Source organism: Pseudomonas sp. F3-2 (assembly GCF_038804275.1).
Lineage (GTDB): Bacteria > Pseudomonadota > Gammaproteobacteria > Pseudomonadales > Pseudomonadaceae > Aquipseudomonas.
Map to the genome: position 1 here is coordinate 2,365,858 of NZ_CP152388.1, position 15,933 is coordinate 2,381,790.

Annotated in this window: 18 protein-coding genes; 7 read left to right on the top strand and 11 right to left on the bottom strand. The window is 61.2% G+C overall.

All coding sequences use genetic code 11. The features are described 5' to 3' along the window. Positions 1–31: 31 nt before the first annotated feature. The 7 genes from AAGQ88_RS10885 to AAGQ88_RS10915 form a co-directional block, all read right to left on the bottom strand. Positions 32–1,207 (bottom strand): Xaa-Pro peptidase family protein, encoded by a 1,176-nt coding sequence (locus AAGQ88_RS10885; RefSeq protein ID WP_093458172.1) that lies wholly within the window; start codon positions 1,205–1,207, stop codon positions 32–34. After that, on the bottom strand, positions 1,207–2,304 hold the full coding sequence (locus AAGQ88_RS10890) for a mandelate racemase/muconate lactonizing enzyme family protein (RefSeq protein WP_342655310.1): 1,098 nt from the start codon (positions 2,302–2,304) through the stop codon (positions 1,207–1,209). The genes AAGQ88_RS10885 and AAGQ88_RS10890 overlap by 1 nt, the downstream gene beginning before the upstream one ends. Then, positions 2,301–3,470, bottom strand: a complete 1,170-nt coding sequence (locus tag AAGQ88_RS10895; protein WP_285424675.1) for a M20 family metallopeptidase — start codon at positions 3,468–3,470, stop codon at positions 2,301–2,303. Before AAGQ88_RS10895 ends, AAGQ88_RS10890 begins: the two co-directional genes overlap by 4 nt. 9 nt (positions 3,471–3,479) lie before the next feature. Continuing rightward, entirely contained in the window at positions 3,480–4,244 is a 765-nt protein-coding gene (locus tag AAGQ88_RS10900; protein ID WP_093458175.1) for an amino acid ABC transporter ATP-binding protein, read from the bottom strand. A gap of 12 nt (positions 4,245–4,256) precedes the next feature. Continuing rightward, complete coding sequence (locus tag AAGQ88_RS10905) at positions 4,257–4,982, bottom strand: amino acid ABC transporter permease (protein ID WP_342655311.1); 726 nt, start codon at positions 4,980–4,982, stop codon at positions 4,257–4,259. 67 nt (positions 4,983–5,049) lie between these two features. Continuing rightward, positions 5,050–5,874: an ABC transporter substrate-binding protein gene (locus AAGQ88_RS10910; protein WP_093458177.1), complete on the bottom strand. Its 825-nt coding sequence runs from the start codon at positions 5,872–5,874 to the stop codon at positions 5,050–5,052. A 211-nt stretch (positions 5,875–6,085) separates the two neighbouring features. Beyond that, positions 6,086–7,324 (bottom strand): hypothetical protein, encoded by a 1,239-nt coding sequence (locus AAGQ88_RS10915; RefSeq protein ID WP_342655312.1) that lies wholly within the window; start codon positions 7,322–7,324, stop codon positions 6,086–6,088. Positions 7,325–7,430: 106 nt separating this feature from the next. Between AAGQ88_RS10915 and AAGQ88_RS10920 the strand changes: the two genes are divergently transcribed. The 7 genes from AAGQ88_RS10920 to AAGQ88_RS10950 all read left to right on the top strand — a co-directional run bounded on the left by AAGQ88_RS10920 (position 7,431) and on the right by AAGQ88_RS10950 (position 13,010). Beyond that, positions 7,431–8,285 (top strand): LysR family transcriptional regulator, encoded by an 855-nt coding sequence (locus AAGQ88_RS10920; protein WP_285424678.1) that lies wholly within the window; start codon positions 7,431–7,433, stop codon positions 8,283–8,285. Positions 8,286–8,375: 90 nt separating this feature from the next. Further along, on the top strand, positions 8,376–8,678 hold the full coding sequence (locus AAGQ88_RS10925) for a metalloregulator ArsR/SmtB family transcription factor (RefSeq protein ID WP_285424679.1): 303 nt from the start codon (positions 8,376–8,378) through the stop codon (positions 8,676–8,678). 64 nt (positions 8,679–8,742) lie between these two features. Then, complete coding sequence (locus tag AAGQ88_RS10930) at positions 8,743–9,717, top strand: zinc-dependent alcohol dehydrogenase family protein (RefSeq protein WP_342655783.1); 975 nt, start codon at positions 8,743–8,745, stop codon at positions 9,715–9,717. A 41-nt stretch (positions 9,718–9,758) separates the two neighbouring features. After that, a complete protein-coding gene (locus tag AAGQ88_RS10935; RefSeq protein WP_342655313.1) occupies positions 9,759–10,064 on the top strand; it encodes an antibiotic biosynthesis monooxygenase in 306 nt (101 codons plus the stop codon). A gap of 195 nt (positions 10,065–10,259) precedes the next feature. After that, positions 10,260–11,018 (top strand): SDR family NAD(P)-dependent oxidoreductase, encoded by a 759-nt coding sequence (locus AAGQ88_RS10940; protein ID WP_342655314.1) that lies wholly within the window; start codon positions 10,260–10,262, stop codon positions 11,016–11,018. A 133-nt stretch (positions 11,019–11,151) separates the two neighbouring features. Then, complete coding sequence (locus AAGQ88_RS10945; protein WP_342655315.1) at positions 11,152–12,078, top strand: AraC family transcriptional regulator; 927 nt, start codon at positions 11,152–11,154, stop codon at positions 12,076–12,078. Positions 12,079–12,176: 98 nt separating this feature from the next. After that, positions 12,177–13,010 (top strand): AraC family transcriptional regulator, encoded by an 834-nt coding sequence (locus AAGQ88_RS10950; protein WP_342655316.1) that lies wholly within the window; start codon positions 12,177–12,179, stop codon positions 13,008–13,010. Positions 13,011–13,075: 65 nt separating this feature from the next. Here the strand turns inward: AAGQ88_RS10950 and AAGQ88_RS10955 are convergent, their stop codons facing one another. From AAGQ88_RS10955 to AAGQ88_RS10970, 4 genes are read right to left on the bottom strand one after another with little or no spacing between them, the layout of a single operon-like run. Next, positions 13,076–13,264, bottom strand: a complete 189-nt coding sequence (locus AAGQ88_RS10955) for a hypothetical protein (RefSeq protein WP_342655317.1) — start codon at positions 13,262–13,264, stop codon at positions 13,076–13,078. Positions 13,265–13,320: 56 nt separating this feature from the next. Beyond that, positions 13,321–13,905: an isochorismatase family protein gene (locus AAGQ88_RS10960; RefSeq protein ID WP_342655318.1), complete on the bottom strand. Its 585-nt coding sequence runs from the start codon at positions 13,903–13,905 to the stop codon at positions 13,321–13,323. A 55-nt stretch (positions 13,906–13,960) separates the two neighbouring features. Further along, on the bottom strand, positions 13,961–14,800 hold the full coding sequence (locus tag AAGQ88_RS10965) for a pirin family protein (protein ID WP_342655319.1): 840 nt from the start codon (positions 14,798–14,800) through the stop codon (positions 13,961–13,963). A gap of 10 nt (positions 14,801–14,810) precedes the next feature. Next, entirely contained in the window at positions 14,811–15,875 is a 1,065-nt protein-coding gene (locus AAGQ88_RS10970; protein ID WP_342655320.1) for an alkene reductase, read from the bottom strand. Positions 15,876–15,933 lie beyond the last annotated feature (58 nt).

The following is a 15,933-nucleotide window of genomic DNA, read 5'->3' on the forward strand; positions in this document are numbered from 1 at the left end:
GCCGTGGGATGCGTTTGTTTCAGCGTGGCGTTCAGATCTGCAACAGCGGACGCTCCAGGGTGCCCAGCACGCGGTACCCGGTTTCAGTGATGACCACGGTCTCGCTGACGCCCACGGTGAACTCCCCGTAGATGCGCAGGGCAGGGGGAATGTGGAAACTCATGCCCGGCTGCAGCTCGGTTTTCACACCGCTGTACAGGCTCAGAATCGAGCCTTCGCCCCAGTCTGGCGCGAACGAAATACCCACCGAGTAGCCCGTGCGTTTCTTGAACGCATCGGTAAAGCCTGCACGGTCGATCACCGCCTGACAGGCGATGTGCGACGCCTCGCAGGGCTCGCCGGGGCGCAGTGCATCCAGCGCGGCCTGCAACGCTTCCTGACAGACCTTTTCCATTTCGGCGGCGATGGCCGGCGGCTTGCCGAGCCAGGCGCACCGCATCAGCGCGGCGTGATAGCGATCGTGGCTGGCGGCCATTTCAAGAAATGCCGGTTCGCCGGCCTGCAGCACACGACGGCGCCAGGTGCCGTGGGGCACCCCGGTGCGAGGTCCGCTCGACACCAGCGGCTCCATGCCCATGTACTCGGAACCCGCGGCAATCGAGGCTTGAAGCATGGCGGCAACCAGATCGTTTTCACTGGCGCCTTCGCGTACTGCATTCATGCCTGCGCGCATGCCGGCATCGACATAACGGGCGGCGAACTCGAGCTTTTCGACCTCGGCGGCAGACTTCACCGCGCGCAACTTCTCGACCACGCCGGCGGCGTCGTGAATGGCGCCGAGTTTGCCCTGCAGCGCTTCGTACACCGCAATCGGCAGGAACCAGCCGCGTTTGTCGATGGCAATACGGCGATTGCTCCAGCCCTTGCGCTCGATGGCCGCGACCAGAAAGCTGACTGGATCGTCGCCGTCGAGGTACACCGACGCGTCGCTGATGAAGGTGTTGGCAATGAAGTTGAAATACTCCAGCTGGCGGATGACGAACATCGGTTCGCCGTCCACCGGCAACACCAGCGCCTGGAAGGTGTAGTAACCCGGGGTTTGCTGACCGGTCAGGTAGAAAATGTTTTCCGGGCCGGTGACGATCATCACGTCGATGCCGGCGTTGGCCAGATTGGTCCGGGCGCGACGGATGCGCTCGTCGTATTCGGCCGCCGGGAAGGCGGACTCGCTGCCTTGACGGACGTTGGTTGGAGGCGTTGGGTTCATCAGAAACTCCGAATCAATTGAGTTTTTCCAGGATCCAGGGTGATCCCCAGTCCATGTCCTGCCGGCACCTGCACGGTGCCGTTGGCGTACAGCAGTGGCCCGACGGGGTCGTCGCTCAGGCCGTCGGCGCCGTACAGCTCCGCGAAGCGCGGGTTGCTGGCGCACGCGACGTGCAGGGCGGCCGCCGTGGCCGCGGCGCCTTCGTTCATTTGTCCGATCATGCAGGGCACGCCCGCGCTTGCCAGCTGCCGCGCAGCCGCGAGACACGGCGCGATGCCGCCGACCTTGACCAGCTTGAGGTGCGCCCAGAGCTTGCCGCCCAGTGCGCAGAGGCGATCGACGTCGGCACGGCCGGCCAGACCTTCGTCGATCATCAACGGCACCGGGCTGTGCCGCGCCAGTTCCTCGATCGCCTGCCAGTCACCAGCGGCGATGGGCTGTTCCACATACGTCAGATCGAAAGCGGACAAGGCGTTTAGGTTCTTCGCCGCGGCCTCGCGGGTCCATTGACCGTTGGCATCCACGGCAATTTTGATGCGGGTGCCGAAGCATTCGCGCAGAGCCCGCAGACGCAGCAGATCCTCCTCAAAGGTGCTGACGGCGATGCGCACTTTCAGGTCGCGGAAGCCGCGGTCGACATAGGCTTGAGCCTGCGCCAGGAAGACGTCCATGGGCGACCAGAACAAGGTCTGGTTGCTGGCGTAACGGATGTCTCCTGCCGCAGCACCCAGCCATTGCGCCAGCGGCAATCGCGCACGGCGCGCCAGAAGGTCGTGCAGCGCACAGTCGATCAGGGTGCGCACCGGCATGCTCAGGTTCGCGGCGCCTGTCGAGATTCGCGCCAGCATCTGCGCCGGGTCCTCTTCCAGGTTCAGCCCGTCGATCGCCTGCAGGGCTTGGGCGATCACCTGATCCGGGGTATAGCCGTTGAGGTAGGCGATGTTGATCCGGACCTCGCCGACGCCTTGATGCTGACCGTCGTCCAGGCACAGGTACAGCGATTGCAGCTCGCCGACACTGCCGGAGGATGCCGTGTGCAACTGCACGCCATTGCCGTAATGCAGATTGGCGCGGCGCAATGAGCCTGTGAGGATCATGCGTTTTTCTTCGCCAGCATCTGCAGGGCGATATCCCGGTAGATCAGGCTTGAGGCGATGAATTCATCGATTGGCACGAACTCATCCGGCTTGTGGGCGACCGCAAGGGTGCCGGGTCCGATGACCGTGCCGGTGGTGCCCAGGCTGCGGAAATGCACCAGATCGCAACCGCCCTGGAAACCGAATGGACCGGCGTTGCCGCTGTTGTGTTCGCGACAGGCGGCAAGGCTGGCCTGGACGATGGGTTCCGACTCCGCGGTTTCCGTGGCGCCGCCGGTGGTGGCTTTGTACTCGAGCACCTCGGCGCGCACGCCGAAGCGCTCATTGGCCAGTGCCAGCAGTTGATCGATCTCGGCCTTGACCTCGTTTTCGTCTTCGCCCGGCACCATGCGCCGATCCAGCAACAGGTCGCAGGCGCCCGGCAGCACGTTGTCGGCATGCCCACCGTTGATGCGGGTGACCGTCAGACTCGCTTCACCCACCAGCGCGTGACAGTGGCACTTCACCGAATGCTCGTGATGTTCCTCGATCAGTCCCAACAGCTGGCCGGCGCGGTAGATCGCGTTCTCGCCCAGATGCGGCGTGCCGGAGTGCGCGGTCACGCCATGCACGCGCACCAAGGGGCGCAAGCTGCCTTTGTGGGCAGTGAATGCGGCGTTGGAGGTGGGCTCGCCGATCACGGCGAAGTCGATGTGCGGCGGTTGATGAGCGACGTAGTGTTTGGCACCTTCGCTGGCGATTTCCTCGTCGGCGGTAAAGACCGCCATCAGCGTTCCGGACCAGCGTTCACGGCAGGCAATCAGCATGCGCGTGGCTTCGATCATCGCCACCATCGGACCTTTGGCATCGCAGCTGCCACGGCCATACAGCTTGCCGTCGGCTTCGTGCAGCACGAAGGGGTCAGTCTTCCAGCCTTCGCCGGCGGGCACAGTGTCGATGTGGGTGTTGAAGGCGAACGTCGGGCCGGGGCCATTGGCGTACGTCGCGATCACGTTGACGCGGCCAGGCTTGTATTCCGACAGCGACAGATCGAATCCTTCAGCTTCCAGCAGGACCTTGAGGTGTTGCGCCGCTTCCAGTTCATGACCAGGCGGGTTTTCAGTGTTGATTGCGACGAGGGCGGCCAGGTCGCGCTTCATGCGGGCAAAATCAGGTTGTTCGTTCATGGCAGGGTCTCAGTGCAGGATCTGATCAAGAAAGTGGCGGGTACGCGGATTGACCGTGCCGCCGAAGAAGTCGGCATTGCTGGCGTTTTCGATGATTTCGCCTTTTTCCATGAACACGATGCGATCGGCTGCGCGTCGGGCGAAGCCCATTTCGTGCGTCACCACCAGGCTGGTCATGCCCTCGCTGGACAGGTCGGCCATCACGTCGACGACCTCGCGGATCATCTCCGGGTCCAGCGCGGAGGTCGGCTCGTCGTAGAGCATCACTTTGGGCTTCATCGCCAGAGAGCGGGCGATGGCCACCCGCTGTTGCTGTCCGCCGGAAATCTCGTCGGGATAGGCATCGGCTTTCTCGGGAATGCGCACTTTGCCCAGCAGCTCCAGGGCGATGTCATGGGCGTCGGCGCGGCTCATGCCCAGTACATTCATCGGCGCGAGCATGATGTTTTCGACCACGGACAGATGGGAAAACAGTTCGAAGTTCTGGAACACCATGCCGATGTCGCGGCGTAGCAAGTGCACCTGGCGACGGTCGTAATCGATGCGCCGGCCTTCGAAAAACAGGTCGCCGGCATCCGCCGGTTCCAGCTGGTTGACGCATCGCAGCAAGGTGGATTTGCCCGATCCGGAAGGGCCGATGATGACCACCGTTTCGCCGGAATGGACATTCAGCGAGCAATTCTTGAGCACCTGAAAAGGGCCGAAATGTTTGTCGATGCCGATCAGTTCAAGCAGCGGTTTGCCGTTGACCGGAGGGGAGCTGGTTTTCTGCATGATCGTGTTCTCCTAGCGAACGGTGGCGCCGCGTGACGAGCCCAGCATGCGCTCGGTCAGGCTGACGCGCGGGCCTTTGCGGCGCTGTTTCGGGTCCAGGCGGCGTTCGATCAGGGCTTGTACGCCCATGAACAGCGTGGTCAGCACCAGGTAGTAGATACCGGCAGCTGTCAGCGCCTCGAAGTAGCGGAAGTTGGAACTGGCGGTCTGATTGGCGACCAGCATCAGTTCTTCGACGGCGACCACCGACACCAGTGCGCTGAGCTTGAGCATGCCGACCATCTGGTTGCCGATGGGAGGCAGGATCATGCGCGTGGCTTGCGGAATCACCACATGGCGCAGCACGGCGAAAGGCTTCATGCCCAGGGCCAGGGCGGCCGTGCGCTGGCCCTTTTTCACAGCCTGCATGCCGGAGCGAATGATTTCGGCCATGTACGCGCCTTCGTTGAGCGACAGGGCCAGCACTGCGCTGACCATCGCTGTCAGGCGTATGCCGAATGTCGGCAGGACGTTGTAGATGAAGATGATCTGAAACAGCACCGGTGTGCCGCGAAACAGCCACAAGTAAACCAGCGCGACGGTACGGCCGACTCGCGTGTTGCTGTCCTGGAGCAGGGCGATGATCACGCCGACAGCCACACCGAAGACCAGCGAGTACAAGGTGATCAGCAAGGTGGTGACGGCGCCATGGAAGAACGCCGGGGAAATCAGGTATTGCAGGACCAGGTCGAACGACATGATGCTTCCTCAGTGAGCGGTGCCGGGCGTCGAATCAACACGCCGCCCGGGCTTCCGGAAATGGGCTTCAGTCGAACAGCGAAACGCTTGCAGGGAACTTCCATTTTTCGATGATTTGCTTGTAGGTACCGTCGGCGACGATTTCCTTGAGTGCGCCTTGCAAGGCATCGCTCATGGCCGTATTGCCTTTGGCGACGGCCATCCCGATCTGAGTCTGGGATTCGAATTCAGGGCCTACGGTTTTGTAGACGCCCGGCACTTCGCGCAGCATCTGGACGACGCCCGGCGTCGAATCGAACGTTGCATCGGCGCGGCCCTGACGCAGGCTCAGGGCCGAAGCCTGCGCGGTCGGCAAGGTCTGTACTTTGATCGCCGCAAGCCCGGCGCTCGTGCAGCGTTTGTCATCTTCGCGGGCGTAGGTTTCTTCGATGCCGCCCAGAGTGACCGCCACGGTCTTGCCGCACAGCGAGTTGTCGCGGCCGGTGATCTTGGCCGGGTTGTCCAGGGTGACCACCACCTGATTGCCGATGCGCAGGTAAGGGACGAAATCGACCTGAGTCGCGCGAGCTTCGTTCATGTACATCGCCGAGTTGATCAGGTCGACGCGCTTGCCCTGAAGCGCCGGGATCAGGCCCTGGAACTCCATGTTCATGGCCTTGGGCGTCAATGCCAGCTTCTTGCCCAGGGCCTCGATGAGGTCGATGTCGAACCCGGTCAGTTTGCCGTTGGACTGGAACTCGAAAGGCGCGAAGGTGGCCGCCGTGCCGTAGGTCAATTCACCGGCCGAGATCACCGGAGCCGTTGCGCCGGTCGCAGCGCTGACGAAAGGAGCGACCAGGAGCGAGGACAGTACTGCGAGGGCGCGCAGGTGGGTGGAAAGTGTTCTGGTCATAGGTGTCTCCAAGGTTCAAATTCATTGCACTATTTGTATCAAGTAGTGCAAATAAGTCTAAGGTCGTAGTGAGTCTTCAGAGGGCGTACCGCACTGAAGTGGTGCATTGGGTTGTTGGTTTTAGGTGCATCAAGCAGGGGAGGCGCAGCCCAGAGGAGCGTCAGTCAAATGGAGCAAGATGTGTTCCATGTTGTTATAGGTGTGTCGCAATCTACCGGGTGGCCTCGTCCTCAACGATGGATGGCCGAGCACTCGACGTCATGGCTGCGCGCATGAAGTCTTCGATCAGCGGGTGCGGCTTGCCGGCAGTGGAGCACTGCTCGGGGTGGCCTTGCATGCCTTGATAGAAGACGTGGTGCGGCCAGGCCATGGCGTCGACGACCTGTCCGGTGGCGTCGGTCGCCGTGATGATCATGCCTGCTGTTTCGAGCGGTGCGACGAGGTCGGGATTGAGGAAAAAACGGTGGTTGCAGCGGATCACCGGATGGCTTTGAAAACGCTGCTCAGCGGCTGCCACCTTGAAGGTCAGGCGACGATCACCGAGGCGATGTTCCTCGAGGCCCGGCAAACCGGCCATCGGCACGAAGCTCTTGATGGGCGCGTCCGGCGCGGCCTCGGCCATGTTGGCCTGTTCAAGTCCCGGAAGGCTCTGGGCCAGGGCGGTCGTCATCGACTGCATGCCCAGGCACAGCCCGAGCACGGGTGTGCCCGATAGCAGGCCATGGCGGGCCGCGCGGATTTGCCCTGGCACGTTGTTCATGTCCGAGCCGCCGGGCAGGACGATGCCGTCCACGTCAGCCAGCGCCTGTACGTCCAGCGACTGTGGATCGACGAAACGGACCTGCATCTCGAGGCCGCAGGCGTCGGCGGCATCGGCCAGTGCGGCGAGGGTCGCCGGATACACGTCCTTCTGATCCGCTTCGGCGCCGACAAGCGCCACTCGCAACAGCGCCAGGTCCGACGCTGTGGACGGCCGCGAATCGACGTTCATCCAGCGTCCGAACGCGTCCCGGCTACAGCGACCGTGAGCGGTAGGGCGGCCGTGCTGATCCAGCAGATACCATGAATCGTGATCGTCTCGGACCGTCAGATGACAGACCGAAACCCCGGCGGCCTCGGCTTGCTCGACCAGGGTCTGCAGCGTTGCACTCAACTGGTGTGCGTCATCCCAGGGGACGACCACGTCGCACTCACCGGCCCGGGCAATGATCGCCTCGGGATCGCTGGCCGCCTCGATCTGGCGGTCGGTCAGCCGTTCGTACCAGAGCAATCCGCTAGGAACCAGCGAGCCGCTGCTCGCCACCATTTGTACGCGGTCAGCGCCTTGAGTGGAGTCGAACGCGATCGGCAGATGCATCAACACGGCATCCTGCGCACAGGCGACGGTTGCAGCCATCGCGCCATACAACGCAGGAGAACAGGGCGAATGATGAACCAGCGTCAGTGTCATTGATGACTCCTCGGAAAAACCTGACCACAACAATGCTTGCATAGACTGTAGGTTTGCCGGCATTCGAGCTAGCATGTTTTTATTGTTTCAAAAAAAAGTATTTCTTATGGACACGCGTTACCTGAAAAGTCTTTTAGCTGTCGTGGACTGCGGGTCGATCGTCGATGCCGCCCGTACAGAAGGCGTGACAGCTGCGGCTGTCAGTCAACGGATGCAGGTATTGGAGCGTACGCTGGGTTTTGCGCTGTTGTCCCGCGTCGGGCATTCCGTGAAAGCCACCGAAGCGTGCGTTGCCCTGTTGCCACGGGTGCGTCATATCGTCGGGCAGGTCGCGCTGCTTGCCGGCGATGCCGACGCGAGCGGGTTGACTGGATCACTGCGCATCGGCGCCATCTCCACCACGCTCGCCGGGCTTTTACCCCGGGCATTGCTGGAGCTGAGTCGTCTTGCCCCAGGCATCAAAACCTCGATCTTGCCCGGGACATCGCGCTCTTTGTACATGGCGCTGCAAAATGGCGAACTGGACGCCGCCGTGATCGTGGCGCCGCCCTTTGACCTTCCGAAAATGTTTCGCCTGGCGCCGCTGCACGTCGAAAAGCTGGTGCTGGCCTCCAAAGCCCCGCCAGGGATGAGCATTTCCGAGGCCCTGCAGAGCTTTCCCTACGTCTGCTACGAACCTACTTCCTGGGGCGGGCTGCATGCCAAACGTTATCTGGACGATAACGGTCTAGCGGTGACGCCGCTGTTCAGCCTGGACGGCCTTGAAGCGATTGCGGCCCTTGTCGCCAACGGCATCGGCGCCAGCCTGATGCCCATGTGGTCGGGACTTGAGCAGCTCGCCAAGGACTTCACCATCACGCCCGTCGGCGACGGCTACGACCGCGAAATCGTGCTGGTGACGCTCGCCCATACGGACCGGCCGCGCATGCTCGAAGTGTTGCTGCAGGCACTCGCCAAGTGATCGGTGCGTTGCGCGTGCCGCTGATCGCGACGTCTCGCCTGGATGAAGGTCACGTATTGACATATCGATAAATCTCGATACGATCGCGGCATGGAACTGATCGAAATATTCAAAGCCCTCTCGAATCCCACACGCCTTCAAATCCTGAAAGGCTTGAAGGACCCTGTGAAGAACTTCCCCCCGCAAGATGAGGGTGACGTTCACACCGTGGGCGTGTGTGTCAGCAGTATTCAGGAAGGGATCGGGCTGTCTCAGTCAACGGTCTCCGGCTACCTTGCCACCCTGCAGCGCGTGGGGCTGGTCGAGGTCAGGCGGATCGGTCAGTGGACTTACTACAAGCGCAATGAAGCCACGATCAGTGCGCTTGGCGAGGTCATAGGGAAAGAGTTGTAAGTTTTTTTTACCCTAACATATCGAGATATCTCGATATCCCTCTTTGTAGATTTGAGGATTCATGATGAAAGCGATGGTGCTTAACTCATTCGGCGGGCCGGCCTCGTTCCAGCTGTGCGATGTGCCCAAGCCAGTGCCCCAGGCCGGGCAGGTGCTTGTACGGGTCCATGCAACCTCCGTCAATCCGCTGGATTATCAGGTTCGACGCGGCGACTATCCCGATCTGGTTCCGCTGCCGGCCATCACCGGGCACGACGTATCCGGCGTGGTTGAGGCGGTCGGACCGGGCGTGACGGCGTTCGTGCCGGGCGACGAAGTCTGGTACACCCCGCAAATCTTCGACGGGGCAGGCAGCTATGCCGAATACCACGTTGCCGCTGAAAGCATCATCGGCAAGAAACCTGCCTCCCTCAGCCACCTCGAGGCGGCGAGTCTGAGCCTGGTGGGCGGTACGGCGTGGGAAGCGCTGGTCGTGCGTGCGGCGCTGAAGGCAGGGGAGAGCGTTCTGATACACGGCGGCGCGGGAGGCGTGGGCCACGTGGCGATCCAGCTGGCCAAGGCCATGGGCGCCAGAGTGTTTACGACGGTGCGCCAGGCCAACGCTGAATTCGTCCGCACTGCAGGGGCGGATGTGATCATCGATTACGAGAAGGAAGATTACGTCGATGCCGTTCTGCGGGAAACCTCAGGCCACGGCGTCGATGTCGTGTTCGACACCATCGGCGGCAACACCTTGTCGCGCAGCCCCGACGCGCTTGCACAGCTAGGCCGCGTGGTCTCGATCGTGGACATCGCTCAGCCACAGAATCTGATTCAGGCATGGGGCAAGAACGCGAGTTATCACTTCGTGTTCACCCGGCAGAACCGCGGCAAGCTCGATGAGCTGAGCGCACTGGTGGAGCGCGGCCAGCTGCGGCCCCAAGTGGGCGCGGTCTACCCGCTTGCCGACATCGCGCTCGCCCATGCCCGGTTGGAAAGCCCGAATCACGGTGTTCAAGGCAAGATCGCGATTGCTGTCGAGCCGTCGCTCATCGCGTGAATGCAGCCCTTCATCCACCTGAATCGATACCGAGGAACACCATGATTTACGAGATCGCTTTGCTCCCCGTTCACCCTGATCGCATCGACACGTTCAGGCATGCGTTCGCCGAGGTCGCGCCGTTGCTCACGCGTGCCAAGGGCTACATCGGTCACATGCTCGCCCAAGGGATCGAGCGCCCTGAACACTTCAATCTGATCGTGCAATGGCGGTCACTCGAGGATCACTCGCCAGGTTTCGAAGAGAGTGAAGATCATCAGCGGTTCATGCGGGGGCTGGAGGATTACTTCTCGGCAGAACCGCAGGTCTACCACATCGAAGGCGCCGCTTTTTTCAACGGAGCATAGGCTGCCCGGCAGCACCGTCTGCCTGCCTGATCCCGCCTGCGCGCGTGCCGCGCCTCAGAGTTATGAGCAAACATCGAGCAGGATCGGGATCACCCCCGCAGTCACCTCGACGCCATCATTGATTGAGCAGCCAGCGCAAGGTGCTGGCTTCCTCTCACTTGATGGACGTCGCAGGGCGGCGCAGGGTCAGACACGATGACAGATAAACGGGCAAATACGGTGGCGCTCGTGACGGGGGCGTCGAGCGGGATAGGTCAGGCAATTGCCCTGGCGCTTTCCGGCACGGGTGCAAGCGTGGCATTGGTGGGGCGGCGTGCCGACCGACTTGACGCGTTGGCGGGCAAGATTCGCGATGCAGGCGGCACCGCGCTCAGCATCCCGGCGGACCTCACGTCCAGTGCGGGTGCCGCGCAAGTCGTCGAACGCACGATCGAGGCGTTCGGCCGGCTCGACACGCTGGTCAACGCTGCCGGCCTGATGCTCAACGGGCCGTCGATCGAGTCGCCTCTGCACGAATGGGATCAGATGATCGACATCAACTTGCGTGGCTTGGTCTACATCACCAAAGCCGCGCTGCCGTACCTCGTTGCTGCCGTCGCGACCAGCCCGCGATCGGCGGTCGACGTGATCAATATCTCGTCCGTCGCAGGGCGCGTCGCCGCTGCGCAGGTGGCGGTCTACAACGCCACGAAGTTCGCGGTCACGGCGGCAACAGAGGCGTGGCGACAGGAGTTCACCCGACAGTCCGTGCGCTTCTCGGTGATCGAACCCGGCGCGACCGCCACAGAGTTGTTCGAGCAGAAGTCAGGCCAGTGGGAAGGGTTTACCTCGATGTTCGGCGAGGTCGAGCGGCTGCAGGCTGAAGACGTGGCCAACGCGGCGCTGTTCATCGCCACCCAGCCACGCCGGGTCGCCATCAACGAAATCGTCATCCGTCCGACCGATCAATCCTGAGTTGGATCAGGCACAGGCCGTCACATGCGCCGGCTTGCGGGTTGTCTTCACAGGCGAGGAAAATTTGCTCGTCGCGCCGTCTCTCGGCACTCTAAAGAAAGTACCGCTTGTGAAGGCCTCGGGAGACACGGGCATGACCCCACATCAGGCAACGCATTGTCAGGAGGACACTTCGGCGGTTCGCTCCCGAATCGCCGCGACCATCGTCAGTTACCTCGACGGCCAGCAAGAGCGTGACACAACCGTCTCGGGCCTGACTCTGATTCAACGCACAGCCCCGGTTCCGGTGACCTCGTTCGTCTACGAGCCCTCGCTTGCGATGATCATGCAGGGGCGCAAGCACATATTCCTGGGACAGACGACCCATTACTACGATGAGTCATTGTTCTTTCTAACGTCGGTGGGGCTGCCGACGATGACGGAGGTGGTCGAAGCGAGCGAGGAGCGCCCCTACGTTTCGGTGCTTCTCAACCTGGACATGGCGATGATCAGGAGCGTCATCGCTGAGATCGCCATCCACGATCACTACCCCCAGGGCGGCACGGCCCAGGCTTTTGGGCCTGCCGATCGCCGGTTGTTCGAAGTCATGGAGCGGCTGATCAATATTGCCGTCGCCCCCTGCGCCAACGTTTTTCTCGAAAACCTGGCCAAGCGGGAACTGTTGTATTACCTGCTGACAGGCCCTGCAAGCCAGCGCGTGCAGCAAACCGCATTGCTGGGCACGCAAGGCAATAAAGCCAGCAAGGCCGTCGAGTGGCTGCATCGACATTACGCCGCGCCACTGCGCATCGCCGAACTGGCTGAGCTTTGCTCAATGGCCGAGTCGAGCCTGCACCATCGCTTCAGGGCGCTGACCTCCATGAGCCCGTTGCAATTCCAGAAGAATCTCCGTCTGCACGAGGCCAGAAGGCTGCTGCTGTCCCAGGACATCGACACGGCGACCGCTGCCTATCACGTGGGTTATGAAAGCGTGCATCAATTCAACCGCGAATATAAACGCGCATTCGGCGCGCCTCCGAGGGCCGATATTCAGTCGGTGAAGCGCCTCGGCGCGAGCTGATCGAACCGTCGTGCGCTTCGTCCCGGAAAGTGCAAGACCGATCAAATACTGAATCCCTGATTTGATAACCTCATCCCCACTGTTCATGGAGCATGGTTATGAGGAATGTGGAAAGCGCCTTGTGGTTCATCGAGCGTGAACTGGGCTCGCATCTGGATCTGGGAAAGGTGTCTCGCCACTGTAAGATCTCGCCTTTTGCGATGTCCCGTCTCTTCGCACTGTCGACGGGGTGGCCGGTCATGAAATATGTACGCGCCCGTCGGCTGACTCAGGCGGCCCTCGCATTACGCCAGGGAGCGCCTGACATCCTGCAGGTGGCACTGGATGCCGGCTATGGCTCCCATGAAGCTTTTACTCGCGCGTTCAGCGAGCAGTTCGGTGTCACGCCCAAACGCGCCCGCGAAACCGGGCATGACCTTCGGCTGGTGGAGCCATTGCGCATGAAAGAGATGAAACCGGTGACATTGTCCGAACCTCGTTTCGAAAGCAGATCAAGCTTCCTGATTGCAGGCCTGGGCGATCGGTTTACCTTTGAAAAGAACGAGGGCATCGTCGGCCTGTGGCAAGCGCTGATTCCTCATCTGGGTAACTTGGCAGGCCAAGTGGATGGCACGAGCTACGGGCTTTGTTGTAATCCTGGTGAAGATGGAAGCTTCGAATACATCGCAGGCGTCGAAGTGTCTGCGATCGACGATCTGCCGCCGCACTTCCGGCATTTCCGCGTCCAGGAACAGTATTACGCCGTCTTTCGCCACTTGGGCCATATCTCGACGATCCATCAGACCTTCTTCACCGTCTTCAACCATTGGCTGCCTGAATCCAGCTATGTGCTCGCGGACGCGCCTGAATTCGAGCAGTACAGCCCGGATTTTGACCCCTCACAAGGAAAGGGCCACGTCGACATCTGGATTCCGCTGGTCACGGCAGGCTGAACGTTACGCGTCTACCGAACGGCCAGCCAACTGCCGATGGTGATCTCTACGTCCGCAGCCATTGATCAAGTACCGCTGATGGTTCCGGCCAGGGAATAGGGCGCTGTCATGTCGACCAGAAACAGCACGAGCGAGCTGTCCCCCTCCGCCTGGATGGAGGGCAGCGGTGCCTGCGCGGAGCTTACGCCGTCGCCTTTGCCAAGCGAGTGTTCACCCACGCTCACCTCGCCATCCAGCACGTATAGCCAGGACACGAGGCCGGGTCGCTCGACCGGCGCGATCCGACAGCGCCTCGGGTTGCCATGGCGGATCAGTCGCCAAATGCTTCCATCAACACTTGAACCAACTGACCGCCCTCCGGCGTAGCCCAGCTGCCTGCCAATTCGGCGATCAGCTGGTTGGTCGTAGTGAGGGTCACACCGGCCTTATCCATACGCCGCAAGGCAATGTCGTCAGCCATTTTGGTAGGGGAAGCACCACCGTCAGCCACGACCTGAACCTCGAAACCATCGCGTACCAGCGACAGCGCTGGATAGACCGTGCAGACATCGTTGGTCACGCCAGCGATGATGAGTTTCTTGCGGCCGGTAGCGTGCACCGCAGCGGCGAAGTTTTCATCGTCCATAGCATTGACGATGCCCAGGCGTTTGATGCGACCGGCGTATTCGGTCGGAAGGATCTCTTCCAGCTCGCTCAGCAAAGGCCCTTGGGCGTGCTCTTCCATGCTGGAAGTCAGCACCACAGGGAGCTTGAGGATACGAGCGGCCTTGGCGAGCATGAGCGCATTGCGTTTGAGTTCTTCGAACGGCATGGATTTAGCCCAGCCCATGGTGCCGACCTGGTGGTCGATCAGCAGAAGCGCCGCATTGTCGGCACTGAATTTTTCGTACGTCATGGTGATTCTCCTGGCGATTGTGTGGGGTGGATCGCCCTGGTGGGGGTGGCCTGTATCAGGTCACACTGTGCAGCTTTCCGAATGCGCCGCGTTGGTAGCCGGTGACGGCTTTGACCAGCGCGTCGGCGGAGGCAAGTGCCAGCGGCCCTTGCCAAAAAACCGGCTGATTCAACGGCACACCCGAAAACATGACCGCCTTCGCGTTACCTTTTTTCGCAGCCAGCTTCACCAATCGATCTGCGGTCTGGGGCAGATTCACTGCCGCTTTGGGCTCAGTCAGATCAAAAGACTGGTCGTCTACAGATATCTCCCCGTCGATTGGCATGACAAAGGCGACATGGCCCTGTGGAACAGAAATCGCGACTTCTCCGCCATCTTCAAGCGAGATGTCCAGAAGGCGTACGTCTGTAGGCACCGTCAGAGGGGAGACAGCTCCCTCAAAGCTGCCCAGCGGCACACGAATCTTTGCTCCTGATTTATAGATGACGGGCACGTGTTGAGCTTCGAGACTCAATGCAAACGGCGCAGCGTCCTGTTTCTGCTCAGGTAAGTTGATGAAGATCTGCAGCATGTGGACTGTCTTGCCGGGCTCAGCCGGAACTTCCTCATGCACGATGCCTTGCCCCGCTGCCGTCCAGTGCAGCCCACCGGGCTGAATCACGTTGCGATTGCCCAGGGAGTCGCGATTGTCGATGCCTGTCTCCGAGTCCAGAAACAGGTAGGAAACTGCCGAAAAACCGGCATGAGGGTGCGGTGGAAACGTCGGCCCGCTGATCCAGGCGTGATCAACACCCAGGAATGGATCAATAGGTTTTGCGTACTGATCGCCCCGCAGGTTGAAGGCGCTGAATTGGCTGCCATGGTTCATGCGCTGCAAACGTGCACTGGATAACATGACCTTCTCCTCAGGCCCTTTCGGTCAGGGCGGGGTAGTCGATATAGCCTTCAGCGCCAGGGGCGTAGAAGAGGTCTTTGTTCGGGGCGTTCAGGTCGGCATCGGCGCGGAAACGCTGTGGAAGGTCAGGGTTGGCGAGAAAGGCGCCCCCGAATACAACCGCGTCTGCTTTCTTCTCCGCGATCAGCGACTCGGCACTTTCCTTGGTCTGGCCACTGCCGATCAGATAGCTGCCGTTGAACAGCGGGCGCAGGGCAGTGTGGTAGTCAAACTGGGCACCGAACAAGGCAACGTGCAGGTACGCCAGCTTCAGGTCGCGCAGTTGCGTAACGAGATAGGTGTACGTCTCCTGCGGGTTGGCATCGACAATGTCGTTGAAGTCCATCTCCGGCGAAATCTTGATACCGACGCGATCACCGCCCACCTCGGCGACCATCGCGGTAAGCACTTCCAGCACGAAGCGAGCACGGTTTTCCACGGAACCGCCGTATTGATCGTCGCGCTGGTTGCTGCCGGTGGAAAGAAACTGCTCAGGCAGATAGCCGGACGCGGCATGCAACTCGACGCCATCGAAACCCGCTTCAATCGCCAGACGTGCAGCGTTGCGATACCCCGCGACCACGTCTGCAATCTCGGCAACGGTGAGCGCATGCGGGGTGACAAAGTCCTGCAACCCGGTCGCGGTGTAGGTCTGACCCGCTGCCTTGATCGCTGATGGCGCCTGCGGTTGTGCGCCGTCCGGCAGCAGCGAAGGGTGGGACACGCGACCACAATGCATCAACTGCATGAAGATGCGACCGCCACGAGCGTGCACGGCGTTGGTGACTTTCTTCCAGGCCGCCACTTGCTCGGCGGTTTCGAGACCCGGCGTGCGGACGTAGCCCTTGCCCATGGCAACGGGGAACACGCCTTCGCTGATGATGAGACCGGCAGAAGCGCGCTGGAAGTAGTAAGTGGTGACCAGATCGGATGGCACGCCTGCATCGTCAGAGCGGGAGCGAGTCATCGGCGCCATGACCATGCGGTTGGAAAGCGTGTAACGACCGACTTTGACTTCAGAAAAAAGAGAGTTCATTGCGGTGCTCCTCAGAGGTGATGTGACTATGATTGATCAATCCGAATCCGGGATAAAC

Bases quoted from the DNA above. Each gene is read 5' to 3' on its own strand.
- AAGQ88_RS10945 (WP_342655315.1), top strand. From the start codon at position 11,152: ATGACCCCACATCAGGCAACGCATTGTCAGGAGGACACTTCGGCGGTT.
- AAGQ88_RS10935 (WP_342655313.1), top strand. From the start codon at position 9,759: ATGATTTACGAGATCGCTTTGCTCCCCGTTCACCCTGATCGCATCGAC.
- AAGQ88_RS10910 (WP_093458177.1), bottom strand. From the start codon at position 5,874: ATGACCAGAACACTTTCCACCCACCTGCGCGCCCTCGCAGTACTGTCC.
- AAGQ88_RS10930 (WP_342655783.1), top strand. From the start codon at position 8,743: ATGAAAGCGATGGTGCTTAACTCATTCGGCGGGCCGGCCTCGTTCCAG.
- AAGQ88_RS10965 (WP_342655319.1), bottom strand. From the start codon at position 14,800: ATGTTATCCAGTGCACGTTTGCAGCGCATGAACCATGGCAGCCAATTC.
- AAGQ88_RS10940 (WP_342655314.1), top strand. From the start codon at position 10,260: ATGACAGATAAACGGGCAAATACGGTGGCGCTCGTGACGGGGGCGTCG.
- AAGQ88_RS10900 (WP_093458175.1), bottom strand. From the start codon at position 4,244: ATGCAGAAAACCAGCTCCCCTCCGGTCAACGGCAAACCGCTGCTTGAA.
- AAGQ88_RS10905 (WP_342655311.1), bottom strand. From the start codon at position 4,982: ATGTCGTTCGACCTGGTCCTGCAATACCTGATTTCCCCGGCGTTCTTC.
- AAGQ88_RS10925 (WP_285424679.1), top strand. From the start codon at position 8,376: ATGGAACTGATCGAAATATTCAAAGCCCTCTCGAATCCCACACGCCTT.
- AAGQ88_RS10920 (WP_285424678.1), top strand. From the start codon at position 7,431: ATGGACACGCGTTACCTGAAAAGTCTTTTAGCTGTCGTGGACTGCGGG.
- AAGQ88_RS10895 (WP_285424675.1), bottom strand. From the start codon at position 3,470: ATGAACGAACAACCTGATTTTGCCCGCATGAAGCGCGACCTGGCCGCC.
- AAGQ88_RS10970 (WP_342655320.1), bottom strand. From the start codon at position 15,875: ATGAACTCTCTTTTTTCTGAAGTCAAAGTCGGTCGTTACACGCTTTCC.
- AAGQ88_RS10950 (WP_342655316.1), top strand. From the start codon at position 12,177: ATGAGGAATGTGGAAAGCGCCTTGTGGTTCATCGAGCGTGAACTGGGC.
- AAGQ88_RS10890 (WP_342655310.1), bottom strand. From the start codon at position 2,304: ATGATCCTCACAGGCTCATTGCGCCGCGCCAATCTGCATTACGGCAAT.
- AAGQ88_RS10960 (WP_342655318.1), bottom strand. From the start codon at position 13,905: ATGACGTACGAAAAATTCAGTGCCGACAATGCGGCGCTTCTGCTGATC.
- AAGQ88_RS10915 (WP_342655312.1), bottom strand. From the start codon at position 7,324: ATGACACTGACGCTGGTTCATCATTCGCCCTGTTCTCCTGCGTTGTAT.
- AAGQ88_RS10885 (WP_093458172.1), bottom strand. From the start codon at position 1,207: ATGAACCCAACGCCTCCAACCAACGTCCGTCAAGGCAGCGAGTCCGCC.